Origin of the sequence: Streptomyces nodosus, from assembly GCF_008704995.1 — a bacterium.
Classification (GTDB): Bacteria; Actinomycetota; Actinomycetes; order Streptomycetales; family Streptomycetaceae; genus Streptomyces; species Streptomyces nodosus.
Genome location: NZ_CP023747.1, coordinates 1,835,082 through 1,846,446 on the forward strand (window position 1 = coordinate 1,835,082; position 11,365 = coordinate 1,846,446).

The window sequence follows — 11,365 nt, forward strand, 5'->3', positions numbered from 1 at the left end:
CCTCACACCGTTCACACGGTGTCGCTCAGTTCACTTCTTCTTGCCGCGCTTCTCGCGCACCCGCACGGAGATATGGACGGGCGCCCCGTCGAAGCCGAACTCCTCGCGCAGCCGCCGCTCGATGAAGCGCCGGTAGCCCGCCTCGATGAAACCGGAGGCGAAGAGCACGAACCGCGGGGGCTTGGTGCCCGCCTGGGTGCCGAAGAGGATGCGCGGCTGCTTGCCGCCGCGGACCGGGTGCGGATGCGCGGCGACCAGCTCGCCGAGGAAGGCGTTCAGGCGGCCCGTGGGCACCCGGGTCTCCCAGCCCGCGAGGGCGGTCTCGATCGCCGGGACCAGCTTCTCGGTGTGCCGCCCGGTGGACGCCGAGATGTTCACCCGCGGCGCCCAGGCGACCTGGGCGAGCTCGGTCTCGATCTCCCGCTCCAGGTAGTAGCGGCGCTCCTCGTCGAGGGTGTCCCACTTGTTGTAGGCGAGGACGAGCGCCCGGCCCGCCTCCACCGCCATGGTGACGATGCGCTGGTCCTGGACCGAGATGTTCTCGGAGGCGTCGATCAGCACCACCGCGACCTCGGCCTTCTCCACGGCGGCCGCGGTGCGCAGCGAGGCGTAGTAGTCCGCGCCCTGCTGGAGGTGCACCCGCTTGCGGATACCGGCCGTGTCGACGAACTTCCAGGTCTTGCCGCCGAGTTCGATCAGCTCGTCGACGGGGTCCCGGGTGGTGCCGGCGAGTTCGTTGACGACGACGCGCTCCTCGCCCGCGACCTTGTTCAGCAGGGAGGACTTGCCGACGTTCGGGCGGCCGATCAGGGCGATGCGGCGCGGCCCGCCGATCGCCGAGCCGAAGGTCTGGGAGGGCGCCTCGGGCAGGGCCTCCAGGACGGCGTCCAGCATGTCGCCGGTGCCGCGGCCGTGGAGGGCGGAGACGGGATGGGGCTCGCCGAGACCGAGGTTCCACAGATACGCCGCGTCGGCCTCGCCGCTCTGGCCGTCGACCTTGTTGGCGCACAGCACCACGGGCTTGCCGGCCTTGCGCAGCAGCCGGACGACGGCCTCGTCGGTGTCGGTCGCGCCGACCTTGGCGTCCACGACGAAGACGACCGCGTCGGACGCCTCGATCGCGTACTCGGCCTGGGAGGCCACGGAGGCGTCGATGCCGAGGACGTCCTGCTCCCAGCCGCCGGTGTCGACGACCTTGAAGCGGCGGCCAGCCCACTCCGCCTCGTAGGTGACACGGTCGCGGGTGACGCCGGGCTTGTCCTCGACGACCGCCTCACGGCGGCCGATGATCCGGTTCACCAGGGTCGACTTGCCGACATTGGGGCGGCCGACCACGGCGAGTACGGGCAGCGGACCGTGTCCGGCCTCCTCGATGGCGCCCTCGACGTCCTGGAGGTCGAAACCCTCCTCCGCGGCGAGCTCCATGAACTCCGCGTACTCGGCGTCGCCGAGCGCCCCGTGCTCGTGCCCGGGCTCGGCCGGGCCGTCGGGCTGGATCTGGTCGTTCATGAAGTCCGTACCTCGTTCATCGTGGTGATCGGTGGAGCACCGCGTCCACGGTGCTCCACTACTCAAGTGTCGCCCAGGGTCCTTCCGGCGGATCGCCGTGGGAGGCGGACCACCGGGGCAGAAGGGCCCCTGCGCCTAGCGTCCGGTGAGACGCCTGGCGTTCTCCAGATGCGCGGCGAGCTGCTTCTGGATGCGTGCGGTGGCCTCGTCCAGCGCCTTCCGCGTCCGCCGCCCGCTGCCGTCGTCCGCCTGGAACGGGTCGCCGAAGACGACGTCGATACGGCTGCGCAGCGGAGGCAGCCCTTTGATCAACCGACCGCGCCGCTCGGAACTTCCCAGCACCGCGACCGGCACGATCGGCGCCCGGCCGCGGACCGCGAAGTAGGCGAGCCCGGCGCGCAGCGCGGCGAAGTCTCCCTCGCCCCGGGTGCCCTCGGGAAAGATACCCAGGACTCCCCCGTCCGCGAGCACGCCCAGCGCCCGGGTGACGGCCGTGCGGTCGGCGGTCGTGCGGTCCACCTTCAGCTGGCCGATCCCCCGCAGAAACGGGTCGAGCGGGCCGACGAAGGCCTCTTTCTTGATCAGGAAGTGGGTGGGCCGGGGCGCCACCCCCATGACCATGGGGCCGTCGACGTTGTGGGAGTGGTTGACCGCGAGGATCGCCGGACCGGTCGCGGGGACCTTCCAGGCGCCCAGGACGCGCGGCCTCCACAGCCCGTACATCAGGGGGACGCCGATGCGCCGCCCCACCTCGGCGCTCCTGGCGGACGGCGCATCGTTCATCCGGCGGCCCGCTTCTCCTCGACGAGGGTGACCACGCATTCGATGACCTGCTGGAGGGTGAGGTCGGTGGTGTCCACCTCGACCGCGTCGTCCGCCTTGGCCAGCGGGGACGCCTTACGGCCGGAGTCGGCCGCGTCCCGCTTGATCAGGGCCTCGCGGGTGGCCTGGACGTCCGCGCCCTTGAGTTCCCCGCTGCGGCGGGCGGCGCGGGCCTCCGGGGAGGCGGTGAGGAAGATCTTCAGGTCGGCGTCGGGCAGCACGGTGGTGCCGATGTCGCGGCCTTCGACGACTATGCCGGTCTCCGCGGCGGCGGCGTAGGAGCGCTGCAGCTCGGTGATCCGGGTCCGCACCTCGGGCACCGCGCTGACCGCGCTGACCTTGGAGGTGACCTCCTGGCTGCGGATCGGACCGGAGACGTCCGTGCCGTCCACCGTGATGGTGGGCGCCGACGGGTCGGTGCCGGAGACGATCTCCGGCTTGCCCGCCACCGCCGCGACCGCCGTCGGGTCGCCGATGTCGATCCCGTTGCTCACCATCCACCAGGTGATCGCCCGGTACTGCGCCCCGGTGTCCAGATAGCTCAGTCCGAGCTGTGCGGCCACGGCCTTCGAGGTGCTCGACTTGCCCGTGCCGGAGGGGCCGTCGATGGCGACAATCACTGCCGGGACGGTCCGGGCGGCGCCGTTTTCCACGGTGAGGACACCTTCCTGGTGCAGGGGGCGGGATCGTGCGGGACGCACGAGCGCCCCGCACAAGGTTACTGGCTCGCCCGGGCCCGGTATGACGGGCGGCGGCGGGGCCGTCCCGTCGCCCTACTGGCGGATCGTCCAGCCCCGCTCGCGCAGCGCCGCGCTCAGCCCCGGGGCCGCCTTCTGCTCCACCATCAACTGGACCAGGCCCGCCTGCTGACCGGTCGCATGCTCGATACGGACGTCCTCGATGTTGACCCCCGCCATGTCCGCGTCCGCGAAGATGCGGGCCAGCTGGCCGGGCTGGTCGTCGATGAGGAGGGCCACGGTCTCGTACACCCGCGGGGCGCTGCCGTGCTTGCCGGGCACCCGGACCTGGCCGGCGTTGCCGCGGCGCAGCACCTCGTGGATCCCGTCGGTGCCCTTGCGCCGCTTGGCCTCGTCGGGGGACTGGAGGGCGCGCAGGGCCCGCACGGTCTCGTCGAGGTCGTCGGCGACCTCGGAGAGCAGGTCGGCGACGGGACCGGGGTTGGCGGACAGGATGTCGATCCACATCCGGGGGTCGGACGCCGCGATCCGGGTCACGTCCCGGATGCCCTGCCCGCACAGCCGTACCGCGGTGTCCTCGGCGTGCTCCAGGCGCGCGGCCACCAGGCTGGAGACCAGATGGGGCATGTGCGAGACCAGCGCCACGGCCCGGTCGTGGGCGTCGGCGTCCATCACCACCGGCACTCCGCGGCAGTGCGAGACCAGCTCGAGGGCGAGGTTCAGCACCTCGGTGTCGGTGTCCCGGGCCGGGGTGAGCACCCAGGGACGGCCCTCGAAGAGATCGCTGGTGGCGGCCAGGGGCCCGGACCTCTCACGGCCCGACATGGGATGGGTGCCGATATAGGCGGTCAGGTCGAGACCGAGCGCCTCCAGCTCGCGACGCGGACCGCCCTTGACGCTGGCCACATCGAGGTAGCCGCGTCCCAGGCCACGCCGCATGGCGTCGGCGAGGGCGGCGGCCACATGCGCCGGCGGGGCCGCGACGATCACCAGGTCGACGGGCTCCTCGGGCGGCTCCTCGGTGCCGGCGCCGAGCACCGCCGCCGTGCGGGCCTGGTCGGGGTCCTGGTCGGCCAGGTGCACCAGGACGCCTCGGGAGGCGAGCGCGAGGGCCGCCGAGGTGCCGATCAGACCGGTGCCGATGACAAGTGCGGACTTCACTGGGCGATGTCCTTGCGGAGGGCGGACGCGGCACCGAGGTAGACATGCACCAGGTCGGCGCGCGGCGTGGCGGACTCGATATGGGCCAGGACCCGGACGACCCGGGGCATCGCGCCCTCGACGTCCAGCTCCTGGGCGCAGATCAGCGGTACGTCGACGATCCCGAGCTTGCGGGCGGCAGCCGCGGGGAAGTCGCTGTGCAGATCGGGCGTGGCGGTGAACCAGATGCTGATCAGATCGTCGGTGCTCAGGCCGTTCCGTTCCAGGACGGCGGTGAGCAGGGCGCTGACCTGCTCGTCCATATGTCCGGCCTCGTCCCGTTCGAGCTGGACGGCGCCGCGGACCGCTCGTACCGCCACGGTGATGCTCCTCGCTGATGTGCGCATACGTCTGGTCACCAGCGTAGTCAGACGGGGACGGTCGGCACCGCGTCGCCCGCCTGCCGAGACGGCGCCGTCCCGCTTCTCTCCGGGAAACACTCCCGGCCGAGGGGCCGCTCAGGCGTCCCAGAGCGCCCCGAGGGTCCCCAGCTCGCTCCCGTGCTCGATCCGGTCCGCCCACTCCCGCGGCCAGACCCCGGCGCCCAGACGGGCGCCCGCGAAGGCTCCCGTGAGACAGGCGATCGAGTCGGAGTCGCCCGAGGTGCAGGCGGCCCGGCGCAGGGCGGTCAGGGGCTCGTCGGGGAAGAGCAGGAAGCAGAGCAGCCCGGTGGCGAGCGCCTCCTCCGCGATCCATCCCTCGCCGGTCGCGAGACAGGGGTCGCTCTCCGGTGACACGGTCCGCGCGGCCGACCCGAGGCGTTCGAGGATCTCCAGGCACTCGTCCCAGCCGCGCGCGATGAACTGCTCCGGCGTGGCGGCCCCGGCACGCTGCCACAGGTCGCCGAGCCACTGCGTGTGGTAGCGGCTGCGGTTCTGCCGGGCGTACGACCGCAGCAGCTCCACCAGACCGGCGGGCTCGGCTCCCTGGACGAGCAGGCGTACGGCACGGGCGGTCAGGTCGGAGGCGGCGAGCGCGGTGGGGTGGCCATGGGTGAGCGCGGCCTGCAACTGGGCGGCCCCGGCCCGCTGTTCGTCGCTCAGCCCCGGTACCAGGCCGACCGGCGCCACCCGCATGTTGGCCCCGCAGCCCTTGGAGCCGGTCTGGCTGGCCTCCTGCCAGGGACGGTCGCCGTCCAGGAGGTTGCAGGCGATGAGGCAGGTGCGGCCGGGGGCCCGGTTGTTGTCCGGGGAGTGGTACCAGTCGACGAACTCCTCGCGCACCGGCCGTTCCATCCGCTTCGGCGCGAGGACCCCGCTGCCCATGGCGGTCCGCAGGCCGCGGGCGAGCGCCAGCGTCATCTGGGTGTCGTCGGTGACGATCGCCGGCCTGGGCAGCTCCATCTCCCGCCAGGGTCCGCACTTGGCGAGGATCGAGGGCACGTCGTTGAACTCGGTCGGGAACCCGAGCGCGTCGCCGAGGGCGAGTCCGATCAGGGATCCGGTGGCGGCGCTCTTGGCGGGGGTCCTGGCGGTCATCGGGACCGTCCTTCCGTGGCAGGGCGGAGCAAGGGCGGGTGCAGCGCGGTGGCGCCGCCGGAGCGGTAGAGCGCGGCGGGCTTGCCGCGGCCGCCGGTGAGCCGGGCGGCGCCCGGGACCGGTGCGACGAAGTCAGGGGTGGCGAGGACCTTGCGCCGGAAGTTGGGCCGGTCGAGCGTGGTGCCCCACACGGTCTCGTAGACCTGCTGCAACTCGCCCAGGGTGAACTCGGGCGGGCAGAAGGCCGCGGCGACACAGGTGTGTTCCAGCTCGGCGCCGAGGCGCCGATGGGCGTCGGCGAGCATCCGGTCGTGGTCGAAGGCGAGCGGTCCGGCGCTGTCGTACGGCACCCAGCGCGCCTGTGCCGCGTCGCCGCCGCCCTGCGGTTCGGGCGGGTCGGGGAGCAGCGCGGCGAAGGCGACGGAGACGACCCGCATCCGGGGGTCGCGGCCGGGGTCGCTGTAGGTGCCCAGCTGTTCCAGATGGAGACCGGAGACATCCGTCAGACCGGTCTCCTCGGCGAGTTCCCGCAGGGCCGCGTCCTCCGCGGACTCGTCGGGCCGCACAAAGCCGCCGGGGAGCGCCCAGCGTCCCGCATAGGGCTCCTGACCGCGCTCGACCAGCAGCACCTGGAGGGCTCCGGACCGGACGGTGAGGACGGCGAGGTCCACGGTGACGGCGAAGGGTTCGAAGGCGTACTTGTCGTAGCCCTGCACGACCCCCACCCCCCTTAATGGTCACGACGACTATAAACGAGGGCGCAAAGGGCGCACAAGAGAGCGGCCGGTTCCCGTACCGACGGGAACCGGCCGCTCCGCACACGTCCGGCGCGCTTAGAGGTCGACCTCCTTCATCAGCATGCCGACCTCGGTGTTCGACAGACGGCGCAGCCAGCCCGACTTCTGGTCGCCGAGCGTGATCGGGCCGAAGGCGGTGCGCACCAGCTTGTCGACCGGGAAGCCCGCCTCGGCGAGCATGCGGCGCACGATGTGCTTGCGGCCCTCGTGCAGCGTCACCTCGACGAGATAGTTCTTGCCGGTCTGCTCGACCACCCGGAAGTGGTCCGCGCGCGCATAGCCGTCCTCCAGCGGGACGCCGTCCTTCAGGCGCTTGCCCAGGTCACGCGGGATCGGGCCCACGATGTGCGCGAGATAGGTCTTGCGCACCCCGTACTTCGGATGCGTCAGCCGGTGCGCCAGCTCGCCGTGGTTGGTGAGCAGGATGACACCCTCGGTCTCGGTGTCCAGACGTCCCACGTGGAACAGCCGGGTCTCACGGTTGGTGACATAGTCGCCGAGGCACTGACGCCCCTCCGGGTCCTCCATGGTGGCGACGACACCGGCCGGCTTGTTCAGCGAGAAGAACTGGTACGACTGCGTGGCCACGGTCAGCCCGTCGACCTTGATCTCGTCCTTCTCCGGGTCGACCCGCAGCCCCTGCTCGGTGACGATCTCCCCGTTGACCTCGACCCGGGCCTCGTCGATCAGCTCCTCGCAGGCCCGGCGGGACCCGTAGCCGGCGCGTGCCAGCACCTTCTGCAGCCGCTCGCCCTCCTGCTCGGCGCCCGGGAAGGTCTTGGGCGGCTTGATGTCCTTCTTGCCCGCGTACCGCTCGCGGTTGCGCTCCTCGGCGCGCGCCTCGTACTCCCGGGAGCGCGCCGGGGCGGTCCGTCCGCGCCCCTGCTGCTGGGCCTGCTTGGGGCTGCCCTTGGCGCCGCCGCGGGCGCTCGAGCCGCGCCCGGACTTGGGGCCGTCCTGGGTGGCGCCGGGGCCCACGTCGTAGCGGCGCTCCTCGGGGCGGGGCTTGCGGGGACGGCCCTGACCCTGCCTGTCGTCCCTGTTGTTGCCGGCACCGCGGTAGTTGCCGCGCCCGCCGTTCCTGTCGCTGCCGCTGCTTCGCATCAATGTTCCGTCGTCGTCTTCGTCGTGTGATCGTCGTCTGCGTCCGGAGCATCGGGAGCATCCGGGTCGAACGACGGTACGCCCTCCTGGGTCTCCGCCTCGATCGCCTCCGCCTCCGGGAGGAAGGGCGCGAGCTCCGGAAGTTCGTCCAGGCCGCGCAGGCCCATCCGCTCCAGGAAGTAGTTCGTCGTCCTGTACAGGATCGCACCTGATTCGGGTTCCGTGCCCGCCTCGTCGACCAGCCCCCGTTGGAGGAGGGTGCGCATGACCCCGTCGCAGTTCACTCCGCGGACCGCCGAGACCCGGCTGCGGCTGACCGGCTGGCGGTACGCGACCACCGCGAGGGTCTCCAGGGCGGCCTGGGTGAGCCGGGCCTGCTGCCCGTCCAGGACGAAGCGCTCCACGGCGGGGGCGTAGGCGGCCCGGGTGTAGAAGCGCCAGCCGCCCGCCACGAAGCGCAGCTCGAAGCCGCGTCCCTGGACGGTGTACTCGTCGGCCAGCTCGTGCAGGGCGTCGGCGATCTGCCGTCGGGGCCGCTCCAGGATCCTGGCGAGATGCTCCTCGGTGGCGGGTTCGTCCACGACCATCAGGACGGCCTCCAGGGCGGGCCTGAGGTCGAGCCCGGCCACGGTGTCCGGGCCGGGCGGGGTCTCGGCGGTCTCCTCGCTCACGCGCTCTCCTCCGTCCTCTTCCCCGGCTTCCCCGCCGCGGCGGGGTCCTCGGCGGGGAGGCTACCCCTTTGCGCCCGCCTTGCCGGGGGCCTCCGCCTTTGTACCCTCCTTGCCGGGCTTCGTGCCATTGTTCCCGGACGCCTCGTGCGGCCGGTCGAACTCGTCCGTGACCGTCGGGGCCAGGTCCCCGTCCCCGCCCGTCCAGCGCACCGTCAGCTCACCGAGGGCCGTCTCCTGCTCCAGGGCCACGGCCTTCTCCCGGTAGAGCTCCAGCAGGGCGAGGAAGCGCGCGACCACCGTGAGGGTGTCGTCGGTGTCCGCCACCAGCGCCCGGAAGCCGGCCTCGCCGAGCTCCCGCAGCCGGGCGACCAGGACCCGGGCCTGCTCCCGCACGGACACCAGCGGGGCGTGGATGTGGTCCACGTACACCTGGGGCTCGGGCCTGGGCTGCATCGCCTTGACCGCGAGCCGGGCGAACCCCTCGAGGCCGATGCTGATGACGACCTCGGGCAGCAGCTCGGCGTGCTGGGGTTCCAGGCCGACGGTACGGGGGTGACGCCGGGCCTCGTCCGCGCCGCGGCGGTGGAAGATCTCGGCGATCTGCTTGTACGCGCGGTACTGGAGGAGCCGGGCGAACAGCAGGTCCCGGGCCTCGAGCAGCGCGAGGTCGGCCTCGTCCTCGACCTCGGCGGCGGGCAGCAGCCGTGCCGCCTTGAGGTCGAGCAGGGTCGCGGCGACCACCAGGAACTCTGTGGTCCGGTCCAGGTCCCAGTCCGGCCCCATGGCCCGGATGTGCGCCATGAACTCGTCGGTCACCTTGGACAGCGCGACCTCGGTGACATCGAGCTTGTGCTTCGAGATCAGCTGGAGCAGCAGATCGAAGGGCCCCTCGAAGTTCTCCAGCCGAACGGTGAAGACACCACCCGCAGCGCCCGTCGCCCCGGCCACCGGGCCGGGCACGCTCTCCCCCGAGGAACCACCGCGCGAACCCACACCACCAGGCAGGGAAGCCACGGCCTCGGCCCCGGGAGCCGCGCCGGGCGAAGCGGCGCCTCCCGGCGGGGAAGCCGGATCCTCAGCCCCCGAGATCGCGGTCGGGTCGGTCGGCGGTGCGGGCGCGCGTTCGGCCGGGGAGTCGTCGTCCTCAGGTGGGGAGGCCGGAGGCGGGACGGGGGTGGAAGCGGGCGGCGGCGGGCGGTCGCCGGGGGCGGCCGGGGGCGTGCTCTCCTCCGTGGGAGCGGCCCGCCGGGGCGTGGCCCCGGGGCCGAGTCCCAGCGCACGGCGGCGTCCGGCGGGGCCGGAGGGTGCGTGCGACGTCATGCCGTCGCAGGCTACCTCCTACCGTCCCCGGAGCCGGCGCACCAGAATGCTCGCGTCCCCGCGGGACTCCAGATCTGCCAGCACCACCGCGACGGCCTCCCGCACGATCCGACCGCGGTCGACCGCGAGCCCGTGCTCACCACGGAGCACCAGGCGCGCATGCTCCAGATCCATCAGTTCCTCGGCGGACACATACACGGTGATCTTCTCGTCGTGCCGTTCCCGCCCGCTGGGCCGCCGTCCGGCCGGGCGCCCCCGCTTGCGCGGTTCCGCCGCGGCAGCGTCCTCCTGCGCCGTCGGGCGTCGCGCGGACCGCTCCCCGGCGGAACGAGTGCGGGACTCTCCGGCCTCCGTGTCCGCCGCGACATGTTCGTCGCCCTCCCCGTCGCCGCCCTGCACGGGCACCGACGGCGGTGCGTCCTGAGCCGCGGTCGCGTCGCTCTCCCCCGCGGGGGCCGGCACCCGGGCCTCGCCGTTGGCCTGGCGCCTGGGGGTGGACGCCTGGAGCGCCGTTCCCCCGGTGGTACGGAACAGTTCGTCGGCCCCCGGCAGACTCACTCGGCGTGACACCGGGCGAGCACCTCCCTGGCGAGCTGACGGTAGGCGGCGGCGCCGACGGAGTTGGAGGCGTAGGTGGTGATCGGCTCACCGGCGACCGTGGTCTCCGGGAAGCGCACGGTCCGGCCGATCACCGTGTGGTAGACGTGATCGTCGAACGCCTCGACGACCCGCGCCAGCACCTCGCGGCTGTGCACGGTTCTGGAGTCGTACATCGTGGCCAGGATGCCGTCGAGCTCCAGCTCGGGGTTGAGCCGCTCCTGCACCTTCTCGATGGTCTCGGTGAGCAGCGCCACCCCGCGCAGCGCGAAGAACTCGCACTCCAGCGGCACGATCACCTTGTGCGCCGCGGTGAGCGCGTTCACCGTGAGCAGACCGAGCGAGGGCTGACAGTCGATCACGATGTAGTCGTAGTCGGGCATCAGCGGCTTAAGCGCCCGCTGGAGCGTGGACTCGCGCGCGACCTCCGAGACCAGCTGGACCTCGGCCGCCGACAGGTCGATGTTGCTCGGCAGCAGATCCATGTTCGGGACCGCGGTCTTCAGCAGGACCTCGTCCGCGGACATGCCCCGTTCCATGAGCAGGTTGTAGACGGTGAGGTCGAGCTCCATGGGGTTGACGCCGAGGCCCACGGACAGCGCGCCCTGGGGGTCGAAGTCGACGAGCAGCACCCGGCGTCCGTACTCCGCCAGTGCGGCGCCCAGGTTGATGGTCGACGTCGTCTTGCCGACGCCGCCTTTCTGGTTGCACATCGCGATGATCTTCGCGGGCCCGTGGTCGGTCAGCGGTCCCGGGATCGGGAAGTACGGCAGCGGACGGCCGGTGGGGCCGATGCGTTCACGGCGCTGGCGTGCCGCGTCGGGTGCGAGAGTGGCCGCGTACTCGGGATCGGGCTCGTATTCGGCGTCGGGGTCGTAGAAATGCCCGTCGGGCAGTTCGTCGAAGTCGGCGAGGTGGTTGTGGACCCCGCCACTTCCGTCGCCGGCCATGGCGTTCACGTGTAGGCCATCCAAGCTCTGGTGTGCTGTCCGAGCCAGAAAGGGGCTCGGGCTCTGGTGGACTGCGAAGGTACGGACAGCGACGGAGCCGACAGCCTCCAGCCCCGTGGGGACCGCGCCCCGCCCAGGCATCCCTGGTTGACCACCCCCGGGAGTAAATGTCGACTCATTCACAAGTCGTCTTACCTCCTTGGTGACCAGGAAACTTCT

At 72.1% G+C, this 11,365-nt stretch carries 12 protein-coding genes; all 12 read right to left on the reverse strand.

Features of this window, described 5'->3' with window-relative positions; all coding sequences use genetic code 11:
* Positions 1 to 30: 30 nt before the first annotated feature.
* Positions 31 to 1,509, reverse strand: a complete 1,479-nt coding sequence (gene der / locus CP978_RS08360; protein WP_043438980.1) for a ribosome biogenesis GTPase Der — start codon at positions 1,507 to 1,509, stop codon at positions 31 to 33.
* A 135-nt stretch (positions 1,510 to 1,644) separates the two neighbouring features.
* Positions 1,645 to 2,292: a lysophospholipid acyltransferase family protein gene (locus CP978_RS08365; protein ID WP_043438983.1), complete on the reverse strand. Its 648-nt coding sequence runs from the start codon at positions 2,290 to 2,292 to the stop codon at positions 1,645 to 1,647.
* Positions 2,289 to 2,984: a (d)CMP kinase gene (gene cmk / locus CP978_RS08370; RefSeq protein ID WP_043438985.1), complete on the reverse strand. Its 696-nt coding sequence runs from the start codon at positions 2,982 to 2,984 to the stop codon at positions 2,289 to 2,291. The genes CP978_RS08365 and cmk overlap by 4 nt, the downstream gene beginning before the upstream one ends.
* A 120-nt stretch (positions 2,985 to 3,104) precedes the next feature.
* Positions 3,105 to 4,190, reverse strand: a complete 1,086-nt coding sequence (locus CP978_RS08375; protein WP_043438988.1) for a prephenate dehydrogenase — start codon at positions 4,188 to 4,190, stop codon at positions 3,105 to 3,107.
* A complete protein-coding gene (aroH, locus tag CP978_RS08380) occupies positions 4,187 to 4,549 on the reverse strand; it encodes a chorismate mutase (protein WP_043438991.1) in 363 nt (120 codons plus the stop codon). The genes CP978_RS08375 and aroH overlap by 4 nt, the downstream gene beginning before the upstream one ends.
* Before the next feature lie 138 nt (positions 4,550 to 4,687).
* On the reverse strand, positions 4,688 to 5,707 hold the full coding sequence (locus CP978_RS08385; protein WP_043438994.1) for an ADP-ribosylglycohydrolase family protein: 1,020 nt from the start codon (positions 5,705 to 5,707) through the stop codon (positions 4,688 to 4,690).
* On the reverse strand, positions 5,704 to 6,432 hold the full coding sequence (locus tag CP978_RS08390) for an NUDIX hydrolase (protein WP_043438997.1): 729 nt from the start codon (positions 6,430 to 6,432) through the stop codon (positions 5,704 to 5,706). The genes CP978_RS08385 and CP978_RS08390 overlap by 4 nt, the downstream gene beginning before the upstream one ends.
* A gap of 108 nt (positions 6,433 to 6,540) precedes the next feature.
* Positions 6,541 to 7,608, reverse strand: coding sequence for a pseudouridine synthase (locus CP978_RS08395; protein ID WP_043439000.1), 1,068 nt, complete (start codon positions 7,606 to 7,608; stop codon positions 6,541 to 6,543).
* Complete coding sequence (scpB, locus tag CP978_RS08400) at positions 7,608 to 8,279, reverse strand: SMC-Scp complex subunit ScpB (RefSeq protein ID WP_043439004.1); 672 nt, start codon at positions 8,277 to 8,279, stop codon at positions 7,608 to 7,610. The genes CP978_RS08395 and scpB overlap by 1 nt, the downstream gene beginning before the upstream one ends.
* Positions 8,280 to 8,339: 60 nt before the next feature.
* Positions 8,340 to 9,599, reverse strand: a complete 1,260-nt coding sequence (locus tag CP978_RS08405; RefSeq protein WP_107070367.1) for a segregation and condensation protein A — start codon at positions 9,597 to 9,599, stop codon at positions 8,340 to 8,342.
* Positions 9,600 to 9,617: 18 nt separating this feature from the next.
* Positions 9,618 to 10,169 carry a hypothetical protein gene (locus CP978_RS08410; protein ID WP_079162056.1) on the reverse strand — a complete coding sequence of 184 codons (552 nt, stop codon included), beginning with the start codon at positions 10,167 to 10,169 and terminating at the stop codon, positions 9,618 to 9,620.
* Entirely contained in the window at positions 10,154 to 11,287 is a 1,134-nt protein-coding gene (locus tag CP978_RS08415; protein ID WP_079162057.1) for a ParA family protein, read from the reverse strand. The genes CP978_RS08410 and CP978_RS08415 overlap by 16 nt, the downstream gene beginning before the upstream one ends.
* Between the last annotated feature and the right edge of the window lie 78 nt (positions 11,288 to 11,365).

What these genes read in the sequence shown, in the direction of transcription:
- der (WP_043438980.1), bottom strand. Translation starts at nt 1,509, where the DNA reads ATGAACGACCAGATCCAGCCCGACGGCCCGGCCGAGCCCGGGCACGAG.
- CP978_RS08365 (WP_043438983.1), bottom strand. Translation starts at nt 2,292, where the DNA reads ATGAACGATGCGCCGTCCGCCAGGAGCGCCGAGGTGGGGCGGCGCATC.
- CP978_RS08385 (WP_043438994.1), bottom strand. Translation starts at nt 5,707, where the DNA reads ATGACCGCCAGGACCCCCGCCAAGAGCGCCGCCACCGGATCCCTGATC.
- CP978_RS08395 (WP_043439000.1), bottom strand. Translation starts at nt 7,608, where the DNA reads ATGCGAAGCAGCGGCAGCGACAGGAACGGCGGGCGCGGCAACTACCGC.
- CP978_RS08405 (WP_107070367.1), bottom strand. Translation starts at nt 9,599, where the DNA reads ATGACGTCGCACGCACCCTCCGGCCCCGCCGGACGCCGCCGTGCGCTG.
- CP978_RS08415 (WP_079162057.1), bottom strand. Translation starts at nt 11,287, where the DNA reads ATGCCTGGGCGGGGCGCGGTCCCCACGGGGCTGGAGGCTGTCGGCTCC.